This is a genomic window from Cellvibrio sp., assembly GCF_046347455.1.
Classification (GTDB): domain Bacteria; phylum Pseudomonadota; class Gammaproteobacteria; order Pseudomonadales; family Cellvibrionaceae; genus Cellvibrio.
Window position 1 is genome coordinate 118520 of sequence record NZ_JAXMGC010000005.1, and the last position, 18826, is coordinate 137345.

General features: G+C 51.0%; 21 protein-coding genes. 9 read left to right on the forward strand and 12 right to left on the reverse strand.

The window, feature by feature from the left end:
* Nucleotides 1-40: 40 nt before the first annotated feature.
* On the reverse strand, nucleotides 41-598 hold the full coding sequence (locus U1F02_RS10755; RefSeq protein ID WP_409990394.1) for a chorismate--pyruvate lyase family protein: 558 nt from the start codon (nucleotides 596-598) through the stop codon (nucleotides 41-43).
* A 108-nt stretch (nucleotides 599-706) separates the two neighbouring features.
* Here U1F02_RS10755 and U1F02_RS10760 point away from each other — a divergent pair, with 108 nt between their 5' ends.
* Nucleotides 707-1000: an HU family DNA-binding protein gene (locus tag U1F02_RS10760; protein ID WP_409990568.1), complete on the forward strand. Its 294-nt coding sequence runs from the start codon at nucleotides 707-709 to the stop codon at nucleotides 998-1000.
* A 70-nt stretch (nucleotides 1001-1070) separates the two neighbouring features.
* Here U1F02_RS10760 and U1F02_RS10765 read toward each other — a convergent pair whose 3' ends face one another.
* The 9 genes from U1F02_RS10765 to U1F02_RS10805 form a co-directional block, all read right to left on the reverse strand.
* A complete protein-coding gene (locus U1F02_RS10765; RefSeq protein WP_409990395.1) occupies nucleotides 1071-1724 on the reverse strand; it encodes a helix-turn-helix transcriptional regulator in 654 nt (217 codons plus the stop codon).
* A gap of 121 nt (nucleotides 1725-1845) precedes the next feature.
* Nucleotides 1846-2253 carry an acyl-CoA thioesterase gene (locus tag U1F02_RS10770; RefSeq protein ID WP_409990396.1) on the reverse strand — a complete coding sequence of 136 codons (408 nt, stop codon included), beginning with the start codon at nucleotides 2251-2253 and terminating at the stop codon, nucleotides 1846-1848.
* Nucleotides 2253-2891, reverse strand: a complete 639-nt coding sequence (locus U1F02_RS10775) for a hypothetical protein (protein ID WP_409990397.1) — start codon at nucleotides 2889-2891, stop codon at nucleotides 2253-2255. Before U1F02_RS10775 ends, U1F02_RS10770 begins: the two co-directional genes overlap by 1 nt.
* 202 nt (nucleotides 2892-3093) lie before the next feature.
* Nucleotides 3094-3873: a fumarylacetoacetate hydrolase family protein gene (locus U1F02_RS10780; RefSeq protein WP_409990398.1), complete on the reverse strand. Its 780-nt coding sequence runs from the start codon at nucleotides 3871-3873 to the stop codon at nucleotides 3094-3096.
* 252 nt (nucleotides 3874-4125) lie between these two features.
* Nucleotides 4126-5532: an HDOD domain-containing protein gene (locus tag U1F02_RS10785; protein WP_409990399.1), complete on the reverse strand. Its 1407-nt coding sequence runs from the start codon at nucleotides 5530-5532 to the stop codon at nucleotides 4126-4128.
* Between the two features lie 82 nt (nucleotides 5533-5614).
* A complete protein-coding gene (recG, locus tag U1F02_RS10790; protein WP_409990400.1) occupies nucleotides 5615-7717 on the reverse strand; it encodes an ATP-dependent DNA helicase RecG in 2103 nt (700 codons plus the stop codon).
* Between the two features lie 124 nt (nucleotides 7718-7841).
* Entirely contained in the window at nucleotides 7842-8576 is a 735-nt protein-coding gene (locus U1F02_RS10795) for a PEP-CTERM sorting domain-containing protein (RefSeq protein ID WP_409990401.1), read from the reverse strand.
* Nucleotides 8577-8760: 184 nt separating this feature from the next.
* Nucleotides 8761-9621, reverse strand: coding sequence for a tetratricopeptide repeat protein (locus U1F02_RS10800; RefSeq protein WP_409990402.1), 861 nt, complete (start codon nucleotides 9619-9621; stop codon nucleotides 8761-8763).
* A 91-nt stretch (nucleotides 9622-9712) separates the two neighbouring features.
* Nucleotides 9713-10621 (reverse strand): hydrogen peroxide-inducible genes activator, encoded by a 909-nt coding sequence (locus U1F02_RS10805; protein ID WP_409990403.1) that lies wholly within the window; start codon nucleotides 10619-10621, stop codon nucleotides 9713-9715.
* A gap of 51 nt (nucleotides 10622-10672) precedes the next feature.
* Here U1F02_RS10805 and U1F02_RS10810 point away from each other — a divergent pair, with 51 nt between their 5' ends.
* The 4 genes from U1F02_RS10810 (at nucleotide 10673) to U1F02_RS10825 (ending at nucleotide 12873) form a co-directional block, all read left to right on the forward strand.
* On the forward strand, nucleotides 10673-11539 hold the full coding sequence (locus tag U1F02_RS10810) for an SDR family oxidoreductase (RefSeq protein ID WP_409990404.1): 867 nt from the start codon (nucleotides 10673-10675) through the stop codon (nucleotides 11537-11539).
* Between the two features lie 96 nt (nucleotides 11540-11635).
* Nucleotides 11636-12037, forward strand: coding sequence for a helix-turn-helix domain-containing protein (locus tag U1F02_RS10815; protein ID WP_409990405.1), 402 nt, complete (start codon nucleotides 11636-11638; stop codon nucleotides 12035-12037).
* A 52-nt stretch (nucleotides 12038-12089) separates the two neighbouring features.
* Nucleotides 12090-12515 carry a small multi-drug export protein gene (locus U1F02_RS10820; protein ID WP_409990406.1) on the forward strand — a complete coding sequence of 142 codons (426 nt, stop codon included), beginning with the start codon at nucleotides 12090-12092 and terminating at the stop codon, nucleotides 12513-12515.
* 13 nt (nucleotides 12516-12528) lie between these two features.
* On the forward strand, nucleotides 12529-12873 hold the full coding sequence (locus U1F02_RS10825) for a hypothetical protein (protein ID WP_409990407.1): 345 nt from the start codon (nucleotides 12529-12531) through the stop codon (nucleotides 12871-12873).
* A gap of 28 nt (nucleotides 12874-12901) precedes the next feature.
* On the opposite strand, the gene U1F02_RS10830 is transcribed toward U1F02_RS10825, so the two are convergent.
* Nucleotides 12902-13702 (reverse strand): rhamnogalacturonan acetylesterase, encoded by an 801-nt coding sequence (locus U1F02_RS10830; protein ID WP_409990408.1) that lies wholly within the window; start codon nucleotides 13700-13702, stop codon nucleotides 12902-12904.
* A gap of 317 nt (nucleotides 13703-14019) precedes the next feature.
* Between U1F02_RS10830 and lptM the strand changes: the two genes are divergently transcribed.
* From lptM to U1F02_RS10850, 4 genes are all read left to right on the forward strand, one after another.
* The gene (lptM, locus tag U1F02_RS10835; protein ID WP_409990409.1) at nucleotides 14020-14187 is read left to right on the forward strand and encodes an LPS translocon maturation chaperone LptM; all 168 of its coding nucleotides are present in this window, start codon (nucleotides 14020-14022) and stop codon (nucleotides 14185-14187) included.
* 44 nt (nucleotides 14188-14231) lie between these two features.
* Nucleotides 14232-15479, forward strand: coding sequence for a diaminopimelate decarboxylase (gene lysA, locus U1F02_RS10840; RefSeq protein WP_409990410.1), 1248 nt, complete (start codon nucleotides 14232-14234; stop codon nucleotides 15477-15479).
* Nucleotides 15480-15494: 15 nt separating this feature from the next.
* Nucleotides 15495-16325 (forward strand): diaminopimelate epimerase, encoded by an 831-nt coding sequence (gene dapF, locus U1F02_RS10845; protein WP_409990411.1) that lies wholly within the window; start codon nucleotides 15495-15497, stop codon nucleotides 16323-16325.
* An 89-nt stretch (nucleotides 16326-16414) separates the two neighbouring features.
* Nucleotides 16415-17107, forward strand: coding sequence for a DUF484 family protein (locus U1F02_RS10850; RefSeq protein ID WP_409990412.1), 693 nt, complete (start codon nucleotides 16415-16417; stop codon nucleotides 17105-17107).
* Nucleotides 17108-17186: 79 nt separating this feature from the next.
* Here U1F02_RS10850 and U1F02_RS10855 read toward each other — a convergent pair whose 3' ends face one another.
* Complete coding sequence (locus tag U1F02_RS10855) at nucleotides 17187-18791, reverse strand: hypothetical protein (RefSeq protein WP_409990413.1); 1605 nt, start codon at nucleotides 18789-18791, stop codon at nucleotides 17187-17189.
* Nucleotides 18792-18826 lie beyond the last annotated feature (35 nt).

Genomic DNA, 18826 nt, shown 5'->3' on the forward strand with positions numbered 1-18826 from the left:
GGTTAGGCCCGGGCGGTCGTCCACTCGGGTATCAATCTCTTTATTGGTTGTCCGGGAAACCGGGTAAAAACACTTCGCTCACCAGCAGTGGCTTGTTGTCGATGGAGAAAATCGACCGTCTGCCCCACGCCTGAGCATCACCCAACAGGTTTTCAGGAACATAGGCATGATGGCGACTAATCAAGCTCAGAGCAATGGGGCTGCGTACTAAGTGTGGCTGACTGAACAGAAATGCGCCGAGCGAGCGACTGCCCTGCTTGCGAAGATGGCGGAGTGAGCCGGTTAAACTGCTTACTGGGAAAATACTACGGGCAAACACCCAAGGCTGCCCTTGCCCACGCAATATGACCTCGCGAATCAAACAAAGCTGGTGTGGATCAATCCCCAATGCTTGCGCCTCGTTTAGCGCAACCCGGCCGAAAACCTGCCGCAAAACCTCCACCCTGAAGTGCCCGTGGCTCAGCTTTACCAATTTTGCGGTTAAAGATCCCTCATCGAGCAGCCAGTTTTGCAAAGCTGTACTAGGATGTAGTGGCGATGACAGTCTAGGGCGAAAGAACCAGCGCAAGGGGCGCTTGAAGTGTGAATTAGTTGGCAAGGTGAAAAAACCCTAGGCTAAAGTCGTCAGAAGCTGGCATTCTAGCAGCTCACATTTACCGGCGGCACAAAAAGGCTCGCCTATAACTAGAAACCCAAAAGAACGACCATTCGAAGGAAAACCATCATGAATAAAGCAGACTTAGTGGCCGCCGTTGCTGCTCAAGCCGATTTAACCAAAGAAAAAGCCGATGCAGCTGTATCTGCCATCGTTGAGCAAATCACCAACGCGCTGAGCCGCGATGAAGCTGTAACCCTGATCGGCTTCGGCACCTTCAGCCAAAGCCACCGCGCTGCCCGCACTGGCCGCAACCCACAAACCGGTGCAGAAATCCAAATCGCTGCATCAAACAGCGTAAACTTCAAAGCCGGTAAGGCGTTGAAGGATGCAGTAAACGGCTAATTCCCGAACTGCTCAAAACGAAAAAAGGCGCACTGGTTGCGCCTTTTTTTATACTGTTACGAATCCGAATTTAGCTTGCGTTCGCCTTGGCATCTTCAATGGCGGCCACAAGATACTTGGGTTCGTCTGAGCCGAGTCGGATAAATGAGCCGCCTTTTAGTTCGATCTCCACACCCAACAATCCAGATACGTTGTAAATCCACCCGGTGCCGTAGGCGTGTATTCCAAAGCCCATCCATATTGGGTTTTTAACAGCCCTGTAATTGGCAATTTCTTCCAGCGGCAAGCTTTTGCGAAATGCGCCGGGACCAAAAAACCACTGAATTTCGCTCTCGTTCACTTCAATCGTCATAGAGCTAAAAGCGATCGCTACTACCGTTAGTAGGCCAAAAAGAACGCCTACTGCAGCCGGCGGCATTAGGTTGAATTGGCTTTGTGCGCCCAATAAGCATGCGGCAATAAGAGGCATAAGGGTAAACATCACCCACGACCATTGGCGGTGGCGATACACCTGAAAGCTGCCGTCTTTCCAAAATAGACTGTCGGCGTCTACTTCAAAAACGGCGGCTAAGGCTTTGATGCTTTCTTGAGATGCGCTACCACGCGCTTCAAGGCGCTGGATAGTGCGCAAGCTCAGCCCACTCACGTCAGCCAGCTGTTCTTGCGACCACATACGGTCAAGGCGATGTTTGCGGATAAGGGAAGATTTAGCTTTCATGTCCATCAGTGTAATCCTCAAGTGAATTGAGTTTCCATCCTAGGAGTTTGCTCGGCTTTTCGTGACGACACCTTGCCGCCACGCTAACGTCATGTGCGTTTTGTGAGTTCGGCTCGTCGTGCTGGTATCAAAACCACGCCCGAACCGCATCCGGCAAAGCCACAGATTTCCCCGTCGCTTTATCCACCCAAACGATTTTGGAATAGCCTTCACTGCAAGGATTTTCGTGGTCGGCGCTGGTGTAGACCTTGTAGGTTGCCATAAAGCTGGAGCGGCCGGGTTCGGAGATAAACACATCTACGCGCAGGGTATCTGGGTGGAACACAGGGCGGAAAAATGTGCAGCCAATAGTGACGACTACCGGGTAGCTATCGCCCCCAATCGGAATACCTTTTTGCAACATCCACTGAAAGCGTGTTTCTTCAAAGTACCTAAAATAAATCGTGTTGTTAACGTGCCCGAAAGCGTCCATATCGCCCCAACGCACGGGGATTTCACAGCTGAAAAAGGGCTTTTCTGAGATTTGTTCTGACATTATTGTCTCCGCATAAACGCTGGCTCGTCGAAACTTAAGAATAGCACTCGGGGGCATCCAGTAATTTTGCTTTGGGGGCACCAGTAGGAAATGCTCATGGCGGCTTCACAGCCGAGTTCGATGATGTCCGGGTCTTTGTTTTTGGCGATATCGCAGCTGTTGCCTATGGCTTTATCGAGAGATTCGCCCTGAAAGCGGCCGCGGGTGCTGATGTCTTTGAGTAACGCGTAGGATTTTTCCGGCGTGAGGCCGCCCCAGGGGCGCATTTTGACTTCGCGGCCGTTGATAGGCACCAAAACTTCCAGTTGCGGCGCGGAGCAATCCCATTCGCCGTCCACCAAATCACAATCGTCGATGTAACGCATGGGCTTGCCCATAAAATCCCCGTGGCTTTCACATTCGACGTAGGCGGACGTGCGGGCGTCGAGTGCTATTTTGCTATCGGTGGCTTTGCGGGCATCGAAGGCGTAGGCCTTGATTTTGCTGGCTTTGAGGTTGTATTGCGCACCACAAACCTTCTGTTCTAAAAAGGTTTGTTCGCGTTTGGAGAGATTAAACGGCGTGCCGGGTGAATCGGCAAGAGTTGAGGGGGCGCCGAAAATAAACATCAAGGCTGCAGCGACAATCAATTTATTCATCCGTTTTCCTCGTTGATTAAGCGGGTGTAACCCCCTCCCAACCTCCCCCTTGAAAAGGGGGAGGAGCAGGCCGCTCATGATAATTAATAAGGTGCACAAGCTCTCCTTCAAAAACGGGGGGAGCAGACCGCACTTTGCAACTAAATAGGGAGTACGAGCCCCTCCACCTTTTTAAGGGGGAGGTTAGGAGGGGGTTGCGCTCTTAGCTCTTCGCCCTAAAGCTCACCTCATATTCACCCAAGTCCCCGTACTTCAAACTGATGTTGGTATTCATCGGCACTTCCAAAACGCCGGCGAAGGAGCCGGTGATAACAGCTTGTCCGGCCACTATGCCTTGACCTTGGGTACGTAAAAACTCTGCCAACCAATAAAGCGGTGCGCGTGGATGGGTGTTGGGATGTTTGGCATGATGGGTGTGACTTTCGCCGTTATAACGCACATTTAGCGTAAATTCGCCGGTATTTCGCGCTAGTTCGCTATCCACTTGCGGGCCTATAAAAAGGCCTTGATTAACCAAACCGTCGGCCAGCATTTCGGGGAATTCGCATTTGCTTGGGTCGGTGTAGCGCGTGTTCATCAGTTCCAGTGCTAGGTGGGTTCGGCTGATGGCGGCGTCAACGTCAGCGGGTGTGTAGGGTTCCGCGCGTGGTGGCAAATCTTTGCCAAAGAAAAAGGCGAACTCGGGCTCTATGCGAGCAATGTCCTTTGCACCGGGTTTTGGCCAAACGGTTACGGGTGCGACTGAATCTATGGTGCGGGTATAAATGGGGCCGACAATGGTTTTGTCGGCAACCGGCAACAAGCATTTCCAAGCCCCCACGCTGTCGTCCATAAGCTCGCACCAAAGGTCGGTCGCGGCCTGTTGAATAGCGAGTGCTTGGGGAATATCGGTGGGGCGACAGCTTTCGGGCAGGCGATCACCTTGAACACCTGTTTGCCGACGTTCAACTAAAATCGCCGCCGCTTCTTGCGCTTTTTGCATTATTTACTTCCAAAGTTTTTGTAAGAGACTTTTGCACGAAGTAACGAGCGATGACGGAACAAGGCAAAAGTCACTAAAAAAGCGGAGTTTACACGGAGTAAATGAGCATTTTTTAGTGACTTTTAACGCAGTTGTGTCGAGCGTAGTATTCGTGCAAAGTCTCTATAAAGAAAACCCCTGCTGAACAGGGGCTTATCGTCGTTGTATTTTATTCACCGCAGAAGCCTTGGGGCTCGTGTTCGGCTGACCCCTTCAATGCTTGGGGCTTAACTCGTGTGCAATATGTTTCAAGTCTTCGCTGGATTCAAGGATGTTTTGCACGGTTTGCTGGGCTTTTTCTGGATCCAAGTGCAAATCGTCAAATACTGATTGTGGAATTTCCAGTTTGGGGCCGTGGCCAATGTTGTGTTGATGCAACAGGCGTTGGGCTACAAAAATCAGCTTGGCGTATTGGCTGTATTCGCCCTGAATGTTGGGGTTGTTTTGGTGACGAAGACCAACAACAACTTCCTCAGGCATTGACCAGAGTGACATCAGCGTTGAGGCCAATTGCTCACGGGTTACGCCAATCAGGTGGCGCTCAATGGCTTGGTGAGTCACATGCGGGTTGGCGTCGGCCATTTCGCAATAGGCGTGGAAGTAAGGTGGAAACACTTCCGCCAAAATCAGGTAGCCAAAGTTGTGGAGCAAGCCGCACAGGTAGGCCATACCGAAGCTTGGGCGATGGTCGCGCGGAATGGCGGTTACCAAACCTTCAATAGTCGCAGCCATAAACACCGCTTGTTGCCAGTAAGGCAAGCTGCCGTGAGGGCCTTCTTTGGGAATGGTCATGGTTTTGCCGAGCGACAGACCCAACGCCAAGTTCAACACCATGTCAAAGCCAAGCACGCGCACTATGGCGTCGTGAATGGATTTAATTTTTCCTGGAGCAGAGTAATAAGGCGATGCTGCCCAGCTCACCACTTGTGCTGCCAAGCTTGGATCAGTCTCAACGATTTGAGCAAGGTCGCTGATGTCCGCATTAGGGTTCACGCGCAGCTTAATAATGCGCTGTGCGGTATCGGATAGTGGCGGTAGTTCAAGGGTTTCTTCAAGGCGTTGCTTGATGCGTAATTGCGTAAAATTCCTCACCGCGCCCAAAATCTGGTCTTGGTCGCTTGATGCAGTATCTTCGGCTTCCAGCGGTTCCAGCGGTACGGAAATATCACACAGGGTTGCGCCCTCTAATATTTGTTCAAACTCGGCGCGACCAATACGCACCAGCTGGTCGTCACTGCCCGAATCCAGCAGGAGTTCGTTACGATCCATGAGCGTCCGGTCGACCAAAGTTTGAAGTCCGGCCAATTTAGGTAACGCGGGAATCGAATCCAGATGATGAGTGCTGCAGAATTTACGAATGTCTTCCAGGCTGGTGGCTCGCAACTCGCGGCCAAGCTGACGGTTAACGGCTTTAAGGTCGAGCAGGCGATCAGCAGATATTATCACCTGAACCCGGCCTTGACCGTCTTGCAAAATTAGGGATTTAGCGGCGCTCATATTACGTAAATGTTGGTCGTGCCACATAGGGCGCTGATCGTCAGTATTAAACGGTGTTGTTGCCAAATCATAGGCAACATTGCGAGTCTGAAGTAACGATTCAACGCTGGCTGGAACTGGCACGGCCTACTCCTTTGTTAATCTCATTAGGTCGAAGATGTCATGTCTTTGGAAGACAGTTCTCATGTGAGCATAGACGAGTATTTTAAACTTGCAGGTAAACATGACTCTTTCCGAGCCAGCGATTAATGATTTCTTGGCAAAGCGTGAAGTGGTGCGCCATTAAATAGTCTGCGCCCTGTTTTACGCTGTCTAACAAGTGCGCATCGCGCTGCAAATCGGCAATTTTGAATTGCATATCGCCCGTTTGCCGTGTGCCTAAAACCTCACCGGGGCCGCGCAATTGCAAATCTTGTTCGGCGATATAAAAGCCATCGCTGCTTTCGCGCATCACGCGTAAACGCTCTTTGCTGTGATTGGACAAGGGCGACCCGTAGAGCAAAACACAGTGGCTGGCGGTTGCACCGCGACCCACCCGGCCGCGCAGCTGGTGTAATTGCGCGAGTCCTAAACGCTCGGGGTTTTCGATAATCATCAGGCTGGCGTTGGGAACATCTACCCCGACTTCAATCACGGTAGTGGCGACCAGTAGATCCAGCTCATTCGCCTTAAAGGCACTCATCACCGCTTCTTTCTCGGCGGGCTTTAAGCGCCCGTGAATAAGGCCGACGCGGATATGTGGCAAAGCTGCGGCCAAATTTTCCGCCGTAGCTTGCGCTGCTTGAGCTTCCAGCGCTTCAGATTCCTCGATCAGCGTACACACCCAATAGGCCTGCTTGCCTTCCTCGCAGCTCACGCGCACCCGCTCGATAATCTCCGGGCGGCGCTGTTCGCTAATGACAACGGTCGTGATCGGCGTTCGCCCTGGTGGTAGCTCGTCGATGATGGAGCAATCCAAATCCGCGTAGGCGCTCATGGCCAAAGTGCGCGGTATGGGGGTTGCGGTCATAATAAGTTGATGCGGGCGCGTTTCCTGCGAGTTCGGCGAAGATGTGCCTTTATTGGATAAAGATAAGCGTTGATGGACGCCGAACCTATGTTGCTCGTCGATGACAATCAACCCTAAGTTGGCGAACTCTACGGATTCCTGAAAGAGCGCGTGGGTACCCACTACGACCTGAGCATCCCCGCTGGCGATAGCCTCCAGCTGATTACGCCTTTCGCTCACTTTTAATTTGCCGGTGAGCCAGCCGACTTTAACACCCAAGGGCTCCAGCCAACGGCCAAAGTTAATTCGGTGCTGCTCCGCCAATATTTCCGTGGGCGCCATAATGGCGGCCTGCTTGCCATTGGCTACGGCGACTAAGGCGCTCAGCGCCGCGACTACGGTTTTACCGGAGCCAACATCACCCTGCACCAAGCGCAGCATGGGAACTGGCTTGGCGAGATCTGCTTTGATTTCATCAAATACTCGCGCTTGCGCCCGCGTAAGCGCAAAAGGTAGTTGATCCAAAAATCGAGTATGCAGTTGCGGGTTGGCTTTTAATTGCGGTGCGCCATTGCTTTGCATTTGTCGCCGTAGGAGCAAAAGGCTCAGGTGATGCGCGAGCAGCTCCTCGAAAGCAAGCCGCTGTTGGAAAGGGTGTTCGCCATCCATTAACTGCTGCACATTGGCATTGGTGGGCGGTTGGTGCAGGTAGCGTAGCGCATCTGCAAGTGAGCTTTGGTTGAGCTGACGCCGAACTTCGTTGGGCAGCAATTCGCGCAAATTATGGGTGTTGAGCCAGGTTAAAGCCTGGCTGGCCAAGGCGCGCATCCGAGGTTGGGTCAGGCCTTCAGTTGCCGGGTAAATGGGGGTGAGGTGTTGCTCAAGCGGGAGCGGAGCCGCCTCATCCAGCCGATCATATTCGGGGTGGTACATTTCCAATCCCGCCGCGCCGCGCCGCGTCTCACCAAAAACCCGCAGACGCGTGCCGCTCGTAAGCTGGTTTTTTTGCGCGGCGTTAAAGTGGTAAAAGCGCAGGGTTATACCGCCGGTGCCATCTTGCATTCGCACCACCAAACTGCGGCGTTTGCCAAACACAATATCGCAGGCGCGCACCTCGCCTTCAATCACGGCGTTGATGTTAGGTTGCAGTGCACCCATGGGCGTAACACGCGTGCGATCCATATACCGTAGTGGCAAGTGAAACAGCATATCCTGCAGGGAAAAAACGCCGATCTTCGCCAATTTCTCCGATAAATTCGCACCCACACCTTTTAGCGCGGTCACGGGAATTTGATCGAGGGTTTGGGGTGTTGAAGGCAAAAACTGCATCCTGACGCCGTTGAGGAGGCATGCAAGATAACGAATAAACGTGGGAGAGTAAACGAAGCGAAATTAAATAAAAAAGCCCCGATAATCGGGGCTTTTCGGGTACAAAGCGGCGCGATTATGCGGCTTTGCGACGACGCGCCAAACCTAAACCAACCAAGCCTAAGCCAAACAAAGCGAGGCCGGACGATTCAGGAACGCTGGTTTTGCCGAACTTGAAGCTCAAAGAGCCTGTCAGAGTACCTTCTATACCAGTCAGACCGCCTCCAGGAGAGCTTACATTCGGACTAAAGTACACGCCCAGATTGTAGAAGTTGCCTGCTAATAGGGTGTAGTTGGCGTTGCCTTCATGATGACCAACAATGCCATAATTTCCTAAAATAGGCGCAGGTGTTGGTGTCCCGCCGATGGTGATTATTTGAAGCCCAAAAGGATTAGGGCCGAGGTAATCGAAACTCCAATCTACAAAAAGATTGGTATCCGTCGCAGCGAAATAATTGATAAAACTTTTATTTCCCGTTAACGATGTGCCCATGTAGGCAGGACCTTGATAGCCATTTTGGCTGCCATGATAGCCTATATCGAAGTTCAAAACGGCGGCTTCTGCACCAAGTGGGCTCAACGAAAGTGTAGAGTGAACTGCTGCGCCTGTGATATTTCCAGCAGCGGAAGCGCTTGCGAAAGCGGCACCGCTATCTGAATCAGTTGCATCCACTACCGAACCCGCGCGAATTTCTACGTTAGTTTCGACACTGGTACTAACAATGGATGCGTTGGCAGTTGCCGCTGCCAATAAACCGAAAACTAAGCCTATTTTTTTTGCCGATGAAGCTTTAATTGAAAAAATACTCATTGGTATTGTCCTTTTTTGTGTAATGAAAACAGCGACAATCTCGTTAGCACAAAATGAACCACATTTTTAACCAATTGATTTTAATGAATTTAAAAGTTATCGCTCAGATATTATGTAAAGGATTCTGACGTGATGTATCTCACATTTTGTTATGAGTACGGTCCTGAAGTTTTTGTAATGCTATTTAATTTTTTGGAAAAAACCTGAACATCTGATCCGATTTTTCCAAGTAGCGATTCAAAGCCTTGGAGAAGTTGTCGGGCTTTTTGAATTCGGCAATGAGCTGTTTGCTGTATTCCATTTGCTCTGGTGTGAGTTCCCGGGCGACGCGGTCGCGTTTTTTGATGGCATCTTTCAAGATGGTGGTTTTGTGGTTAATCGCCAAGTCGTAAAGGGCATAGGCCAAAACGGGGCGTTTATGAGTGCCTGCGCCCGTGAGGTAGATATCGCCCAAGAGTAACTCGGCGTCGGCATAGGCTTGCGATGCCGCTTTAGTCAGCCAGCCGATGGCGAGTTGGTCATTTTTGGGGAGGCCTTTGCCGAAGGCGTACATCAAGCCCAGCGAATATTGAGCCTCAGCATTATTTTGCAGCGCGGCTTTACCGTACCAAAGCACGGCTTCGTTGTAGTTTTGGGTAATGCCTAAGCCACGGCTGTAAATGTGCCCAAGGCGAACCTGCGCTTTGGCTAAACCTTTCTGCGCGGCTTTTTCGTACCAGTGTGCTGCTTGGGTGTAGTTTTGCGGAAGTTGGCTGTCTTCATAGAGGTTGCCAAGCTGAAATTGCGCCTCGGGATTGCCCTGTTGGGCGGCTTTTTGGAACCACATGGCGGCGGCTTGGTCGTCGCGTGCGATGACGCCACCTTTGTTATAGAGCGCGCCGAGAATAAGCTGCGCGCCCATATCACCCGCGTTACCCAAGGCTGTGAATTCTTTGATGGCGGCCTCGTGGTTACCCTTTTTGAAATCCTCTTGTGCCTGTTGCATGTCTGCAAATGCATGGGCGGCTGTGGATAGCGCGAGAGCGACTAACACTCGTTTCAACATGGCTGAGCCTCTTTATTGTATTTTTTAACCCGCTTGCTTGTTTGGATTGCGCGCGTTCTTTAACGCGCGATCTTTGTGAGCGATTGTTAGTTTAGTTGCTCCGCGCCATTTGAATGGATTTTCTGAGTGCATCTATCGCCTTGTGGCGCGGGAAGCTCGCACGCCACGCCAAAGCTACGGTGCGGCTTGGAGCAGGAGCGATGAATGGACGAGTCACCAATAGGTTCGAACTGTAAATGCTACTGCTCGCGGCCGACTGCGGCAGTATGGTGATACCCAAACCAGAGGCAACCATGTGACGTAAGGTCTCCAGACTGCTGCCCTCCGCCGCCGTGCGCACGTTGGAATTGGTTTCTTCGGTCTGGTGGATATTCGGGCAGGTCGTAAGCACCTGATCGCGGAAGCAATGCCCTTCGCCGAGTAACAGCAATTGCTGGCTGCCAATCTCGTTAGGGTCGATTTCGGTTTTGGCGGCAAGCGGGTGATCGTGCGGCATAAGCACCACGAAAGGCTCATCGTAGAGCGCTTGAGTTACCACATCCGGCTCGTTAAACGGCAGGGCGACGATAATCACATCCAGCTCACCGTTGCGGAGCTTCTTACGCAGCGTGTGGGTGTAGCCATCTTCCACATAAAGCGGCATTTTGCTGGCCAGTGTTTGTAAGTGAGGGATAAACTGCGGCAGCAAATAGGGGCCAATCGTGAAAATGGCGCCCACGGCGAGCGGGCTGCTGAGCTGGTCTTTGCCTGCGTCTGCCATGTCTTTAATGGTGGCAGTTTGCTCAAGTACCAGATTCGCTTGTTTTACGATTTGCTCGCCCAACGGCGTAGGGTGAACACGGGATTTGGTACGTTCAAACAGGGCTACGCCCAGCTCGTCCTCCAGTTTTTTAACCGCGATGCTCAGCGTGGGTTGGCTCACGTAACAGCGATCCGCCGCGCGGCCAAAGTGTTGTTCTTGGGCAAGGGTAACAATGTAGCGGAGTTCGGTAAGCGTCATGGTGGCTCCCTGAAAGATGTATACGACTAACGCAAAAGGTAAACCATTTAGATGGCAATGAATAGTGAATTACTATTAAAAGAGCAAGTTTTAATAGTCGGCTGCGGCGACATCGGCCAGCGTTTGGCTGCGTATTTGCCGCCCGAGTTATACGCTGTAACCGGCTTGCGTCGTCACCCGCCCGCGGATTTACCATATTTGAAATACCGCCAATGCGATGTAAGTGACAGAGCGCAGCTGGCATCGGTTCTTGAACAACAATTTTCAATCATCGTGATTACTATGACGCCGAGCGAACGCAGTGATGCAGGTTACGAGCACGCTTATGTGCAAACCTGCGCGAAGGTGGTTGAAGTCTTGCGCGCACAATCGTGTAAGCCGCGCTTGCTGATATTTGTGTCCAGCTCCGCGGTGTATGCGCAAATGAACGGCGAGTGGGTTGATGAAACCTCGCCCACCGAGCCTGGAAGTTTTAGTGGCAAGCGTTTGCTGGAAGCGGAGGCGATCATTCGCAACAGCGGTTTCATCAACACAGTGGTGCGTTTCAGCGGAATTTACGGCCCCGGTCGCAATCGTTTGATTGAACAAGTTCGTCAGGCAAAAGCATCTGCAAGCCCACATTTCACCAATCGCATTCACGCCGACGATTGCGCGCGTTCGCTTGCGCATCTCATAGCATTAAATCGCACGAACAAAACATTGGAGCCGATTTATCTCGCGAGCGATTCATCACCCGCACCCATGATTGAAGTTGTTAGCTGGCTTGCGCAGCAAATGGGCGTAAAAGATTTTCTCTCAGACTCCGCGACTAACGAGCGCGGTAACAAGCGTTGTAGCAATCGACGTTTGTTAGAGTCGGGTTTTGAGTTTCGTTACCCAACTTTCAAAGATGGTTACGCGGAATTGTTGAAACAATAAAAATCAGTGTTGTCGTGGCCTTGGCGGGTATTTTTCGTCACCGACAGTCATGACTTTGTATCATATTTCCAGCTCTACCGAGGCTAGAGGCTTTTTATGATTTTGAAAAAGTTGCGCGAAAACCGTAAGTGGTCGCAAGAACAGTTGGCGAAAATGGCAGGGCTGAGTGTTCGTACAATCCAACGTATTGAAGGCGGCCATAGCGCGAGCGCGGAAACCTTAAAAGCCCTCGCCTCAGTGTTAGAAGTCAATATTTCTACATTGGAGCAGGAAATTGTGATGATTGATAAAACGACTGAAAAATGGAAAAGCTTACCGCTACTTTTCAGATTGAATTTCGTTGGGTCTGAAATCGCTTGGCTAGGGTTGTCTCAACGAAAATATTGGGTGCGTGCGGAAAAATTATGTGCTTGGTCAGGTGCAACCGGGTTTAACGGTCGGCGGGTTAATCATGATCGCGTGCGCTTACATGTTCTCGCTCATTACTCGTATGGGTGATGGCTACGCGATTTGGTAGTGTTGTGTTGACCCTTATTAAGGGAGAGTAGGGATGTTGATTAAATGCCTTTCTGTGTTTGGCCTTGGAATTCTGGAGCTTTGGTTGGCAATTCCGGTAGGTTTTGGATTGGGGCTTTCGCCGTTGTTAGCGGGACTTTTTGCAGCCTTCGGTGCTGTAGTCAGTGTGGTGATTGTATTAGCTGTGGGTGCACCGCTGCGCAATTGGTTATTGCGTTTGCGTAAACCTAAAGCGGAAGACAAACCAACAAGGACACAACTGATTTGGAATAAATACGGAATTGCCGGCCTTGGCTTGCTTGCGCCGGTGGTGATTGGTGCGCATTTCGGGGCTGCATTTGCCGTTGCCGTCGGTGCGCCACCACAAAAAACACTGTTTTGGTTTACGGCGGGAATTATTGTGTGGGCGGTAGTTGCCACTTGGTTGGCGCACACGGGCGTGTTGCTCTATCACAAATAGCGTGAGGCATTTGATGATTTTCTTAATCGCATTTTTCGCGGGCTTAGCGCAACTCTTTTTCAGTGTGATCTTAAGTCGGGAGGTGATGACCTGGCCGCGATTATCATTCGTTAAAAGATCATTTTTATTGCTGGCGATTTGGCTTATTCCGGTGGTGGGTGCCGTCATCGCTTATAAAGCTGTGAAGCTCGATTGGTTCAGAAAAACAACTTCTGGCGGCAGTGTTCCTGCCAATATTTTTGGTGAGGTGGATGCTGCGTTTAACCCCGGCGCTCGACACACTATGGAAGTGCGACAAGAAGTTCGTGTTGAGCAAAGAAAAAGCGCTGAACCTTATGGCGATAAAGTCAAAACCTAGATGGATCATTAGGTTTTCCGAAGAGCGTTTAAGGCTTCTCTGGCAATTTCGTTAACGCATCAAATACTAAATTTGCCACCGCTTCTGCACCCTCCGGTTGAAAATGTGTGTTGTCTTTTTGTCCGTTTGGGTAAGCCTCGAATTTGCCCGCGGGTAAGTTCATAAAATAGTTCTCGGTTACGTAAGCTTCGCCTTTTGCGGTGAAATGTTCGATGGATAATTGTGTAAGGTCGATCACATCGACGTTCATTTCTTTGCCAATGTCCTTCACTGCTTGCGGATAGTCGCCGTGGCTGTTTTGTAATTTCCCATTCAACCAAGGGTAATTGCGGTTAACCGATGTGATTAAAACCGGGCGCGCTTTTTTTTCGCGTGTTTGTTCAACATACAAGCGCAAATATTGTTTGTAACCCTCGATAGGTGTGTAGCGATCTATTTTTTCTTTGGATTGATCGTTGTGGCCAAATTGAATGAGAACCAAATCGCCCGGCTTTAAGGCATCGCGAATTTCTCTCCATCTGCCTTCTTCAAAAAAGCTGCGCGTACTGCGCCCGCCTTTGGCTCTGTCATCTACGACAACCGCGTGGCCAATGTTTAGGTTTTTGAGTTGCTTTATGGATTCAGTTGTAAAGAGGGGTTGGAACACTTGCCCCCAGCCCATTTGCGGGTAGCGCTTGGTCGCATAATCGGGCTCAGTGCTGTAGTCGGTTGCGGTAGAGTCTGAGGCGATATAAAGATGCGTTACATGCGCATTGTTTAACTGGCTGCAGGATGCGAGCGCAAAGAGTGCGATAAGAAGCGAGCACAAGCTCAGGATACGGCCGGTCATAGGAATTCCCACTTCACAGTAAAGATTCGATGTATGAAATAGAAAGGCACCGCTGCTGGTGTGGCGGCGGTGCCTGGTATTGACCGATTAGCATCCCAATTTCTTGTTTTTGCGATTGAGCTTACTAACCCAGCTACCTTAGCAAAGCTCAGGTGCACAGGTGAAGTTTTATATTTGCGTTACTTCGCTAATAAGGCGCTTTCGTGGCGATAAGTGACGAGCCCGATTCATAGCCGCTCTGCCGGTTTGAGGTTATACTGGCCGCCGTTTTGGCTCCTTGTTGGGTCAGCTTTCGGTGGATGAATCGGGTGGTTTGCATGAAAAAAATGGTGCTCATGGGCGGCGTGTTCGTCATTCTTCTCGCGGCCTGTGGCCAGAAAGGCCCGCTTTATTTGCCGCAGCCGGCCAAGCCTTCTCCGGACGCTTCGGCGCCCGCGAAAACTGAATCCAAGTCTGCTTCCCAGCTCAATTCAGCTCGCTATTAATCGCTACAATTTTCTCGATCACTTACACGCAAACAGAGTTTTTTATGCAGCATTTTACTGAACGCAACGGCGAACTTTATGTAGAAGACACTCCTCTCGCTGCCGTTGCCGAGCGCTTTGGTACACCTACTTACGTGTACAGCCGCGCGGCTTTTACCCAGCATTACCTCTCATACTCTGAAGCGCTGGGTTCGCACCCTGGCATGATTTGCTATGCGATTAAAGCCAACTCCAACTTGGGTATTTTGAACCTGCTCGCCAAGCTGGGCGCGGGTTTTGACATTGTGTCTATGGGTGAATTGGAGCGTGTGCTGCGCGCTGGAGGTAATCCCGCAAAAATCGTGTTTTCAGGCGTGGGTAAAACTCGCGAAGAAATGGCGCGCGCGTTAGACGTGGGGATTTTCTGCTTCAACGTGGAATCTGAAGCCGAGCTAGAAATTCTTGCGCAGGTTGCTGCTGAAAAAGGCATGGTTGCCAATATTTCTTTGCGTGTGAACCCCGATGTGGATGCCAATACGCATCCCTACATTTCTACCGGTTTAAAAGAAAACAAATTCGGTATCGACATCAAACGCGCGCCTGCCGTTTACGCACGCGCTGCGCAATTACCGAGTTTGTCGATTCAGGGCGTGGACTGCCATATTGGTTCTCAGCTCACACAATTAACGCCGTTTTTGGATGCGCTTGATCGCGTGTTGGCGCTTATCGACGAGTTGGCGGCGAACGGTATCGCGATTCATCACTTGGATCTCGGTGGCGGCTTGGGCGTGACCTATCGCAACGAAACGCCGCCGGACGTGGCGGATTACATGAGTGCGCTCAAGGCAAAGTTGGGGGATCGTAAATTAAGTTTGATGTTCGAACCCGGTCGCTCCATCAGCGCCAACGCGGGTGTGTTGTTAACTAAAGTCTTGTATTTGAAACCTACCGAGCACAAAAACTTTGCCATTATCGACGCCGCCATGAACGACAACATTCGTCCGTCGCTCTACCAAGCCTGGCAAGATATTCGCGCGGTAAAGCCACGCGCTGAGCAAACCAAAAAATGGGATCTCGTTGGCCCCATTTGCGAAACTGGTGACTTTTTGGGTAAAGAGCGCGACTTGGCTATTGAACCGGGCGATTTGCTCTCCATGATGTCTACAGGCGCATACGGTTTTAGCATGAGCTCCAACTACAACACTCGCGGCCGCGCTGCAGAAGTGATTATAGATGGTGACCAAATGCATCTGGTGCGCGCGCGCGAAACCATAGATGATATGTTGCGTGGTGAAGCGGTAATCCCGGAATAAATTTGAGAATTTGAAATGCGCTTACGTTTTAGCAAAATGCACGGCCTCGGCAATGATTTCATCGTGATTGATGGCATCAGCCAAAGCGTGCGTTTAACACCAGAAAAAATCCGCTTCCTGTCAGACCGTCATTTCGGCGTGGGCTGCGATCAATTATTGCTGGTGGAACACCCTGAAAATCCCGCGGTGGATTTTCGCTATCGCATCTTTAACTGTGACGGCACCGAAGTGGAAAACTGCGGTAACGGCGCACGTTGCTTCGCCGTGTTTGTGCGCGAGCGCAGGCTAACGGGCAAACGCAGAATTAAAGTAGAAACGGCGGGCGGCATTATCGAATTGCTGGTTAACGACAAAGGCGACGTTAGCGTCAACATGGGCGTGCCGCGTTTGGTTCCGCAAGAAATTCCGTTTGTGGCCGATGCAAGAGCCTCGACCTATGAATTGGATGTAGATGGCCAAACCTTAGAAATTTCTTCCGTGTCTATGGGCAACCCACACGCGGTTATGCTGGTAGATAAAGTGAGCGAAGCGCCGGTAGAAATTCTGGGGCCACGCGTTGAACATCACGCGCGTTTTCCACAACGCGTGAATGTCGGTTTTATGCAAAAAATTTCTGCTACTGAAATTGATTTGCGCGTATTCGAGCGCAGCGCAGGCGAAACGCTCGCGTGCGGAACAGGCGCATGCGCTGCCGTTGTCGCTGGTCGTTTGCGCAATTTATTAAATGAAAATGTGAAAGTAAATTTGCCTGGCGGCAGTTTGCAAATCAGCTGGGCAGGTGAAGGTCACCCGGTGATTATGACTGGCCCAGCCGTTACGGTATTTCACGGGCAAATTAATATCTAAATTTAACAGGGAGTCGTCACACGCAACGCGTGTGGCGACGAATAAAGCATTCGCGTACATCCGCTAATATTTATAAAAGGTGATAGCCAATGAACGATAATAAAAAAACACTCGCCGATCCTTTAGAGCCGGAACAAGTCGCGGCTTTCCTGCAAGAAAATCCCCACTTCTTTGAAGCTTATCCTGATTTACTTGCTGAGCTTTCACTTCCTCACGAAAGCGGCAGCGCGGTTTCATTAATTGAACGCCAAATTGCAGTGTTGCGTGAACGCAATATGGACATGCGCCATCGTTTAAGTAAATTGCTCGACAACGCTCGCGACAACGATAAATTATTTGATAAAACCAAACGCTTGGTTTTGACGTTGTTAGAAGGCCAAGATCTCGGTGATATTGTCGATGCGCTCTATTACTGCTTCGACAAGGATTTTAATATCCAATACACCAGCTTATTTTTCTTCGGCAACATCGACAAAATCCCGAGCAGCCAAGCGCACGTTGTAAGTCTTGCTGCTGCACGCGATAACGTTGGCACCATTCTCAAAAGTAATCGCGCAATGTGCGGCACACTCGGCGCAAAAGAAATGCAATTTATTTTCGGCAAATACGCCGACGAAATTGGCTCGGTTGCCACTGTTCCCCTTATCCACGGCAACGCCTTTGGCTTGCTCGCCGTCGGCAACCGCGATCCACACTACTACCGCTCCAGCATGGGCACTTTGTTTTTAAGTTACATCGCTGAAGTGCTGAACAGAATTTTGCCGAAGCATTTGCCGCGGTAATTACTGGTTGGGTAAACCTTCATTGCAAAAAAAATCGCGGCAATTGCCGCGATTTTTTTATCTTCAGAAAAACTTCTTATCAGGTTGGCTTGGTGATAACGCCATTACAAATCGGCTGGAATGCCGTCATGCGGTCCATCATGACGCTGCTGCCAATGCCGTTGCCTTTGAACAGGGTGCTGAAGCGGCCTTGTTCGCCATGTAGAGCCATGTAATTCAAGATCACTGTTTCCACGAGCAGGTTGACGTTGTTGGCCGCAGGGCTGGATGAAGTTTCCACATCGCCACTGGCTCGCATGTAGCCAAGTTGCTGATGTACACGTTGCGCCATGGTGATGGTAGCGGGATCTGAGCTGGTCCCGTCCATTAGGATGGGGCGTTTTTTGGGGTTGTACACTAAAAAGTAAGCTGAGGCGGTTTGTTGGTCGTCGCCTGTCCACTGGCCTTTACCTCGGCCGGCCATAGTGTCGTCTGCCATGCCGTTACTGAACACAGAGCCGTCGCTGAACACGTAAATCATCAACGGCATTTGCAAACGCGCGGCGTATTCCAAGCATGCGCCAATGCATTTGCCAGCGCGTTCGTCGCGCATTTCGCCTGCAGAGCGGTTGCCCGTGTGGTAGTCAAAGCCACCCATGGTAATGGTGCCCGCACCTGCGTAACCGTTAACCACCAATTTCATCACGGAGGCTGCTTTGCGGAACTCGCCGTCTGAATCGAATTCGGCTTGGGTGAAGATGCCGGTTGGGCCAACAATGTTAGGGTCATCTACCACACTTATGCTGCGTGGGTCGCCAAAGCGATCTGCGATATCCGCGCTTTTGATGTAGCCGCAGCGGATCATTTCTTTCAGCTCGGCATCGCGGCTGGTGCCGGTTTGCACGTATTTGAGTTTGGCGTCGCTGATACGGTACATGGATTCCATCACTGAAACCGTGTCTTGCTGGCTCATTAAGCTCACCAGATCACCCACGTCGATAAGACCTTTTACGTCGCCAGGGTTATCAATTTTGGTGGGGCGAACTTCTAGGTTAATCATGCTGGCCGGTGACATGGAGTTACCACCGGAGTCGCTGTTCACCGAGCCTATCAACGTCAGCAAAGAGCCGTTGGCACCGGCTTGATTGATACCATACATAGGGTTGTGTGGATTATTGCCCGTATCGTTTTCTGAGCGAGCGGCTATCACCGCACCATTCGTCATAAGGGCGGTGTTAACAGCAATTTTACTTTTAATTCCCCGTAAAACGGCACTGTCGGCGTGGAAGGCCAAGCCTAGTGTTTGGTCTACAAAGTTGGTGGTGGATGAGTTGGGAACCATTGACGGCGGCAAGCCTTGTTTGCTGTATCCGGCTGTACTGAGGAAGTCCAACTGACCACCCTTTTGGCCAACCAATACGTTGGAGCCGGCAATATTTGCACCGCCTGCCAAGTCGAAGCAAATGAACGGAATCTTTCCGGCTCCTTGCGAGGCTATACCGCATTGAGCACGCTTATCAGAAATGTCTGAAGACAAGCTCGCAAAGGCAGAATCGGACAGCAGGCTGAAGAGCGAGCCGCCCGCAAGCGTAACACCACCCGCCCTAAAGCCCTGCGCGATAAGTTCACGGCGGCTGATGGGGCGGCTGTGGTTGTTTAAATACAGCGGCGTGTCTGGGTGGAGTGGAGCTTTATTTTTGGCCATGTCTTAACCTGCTATAAGCGGTTGTGTTTCGATTG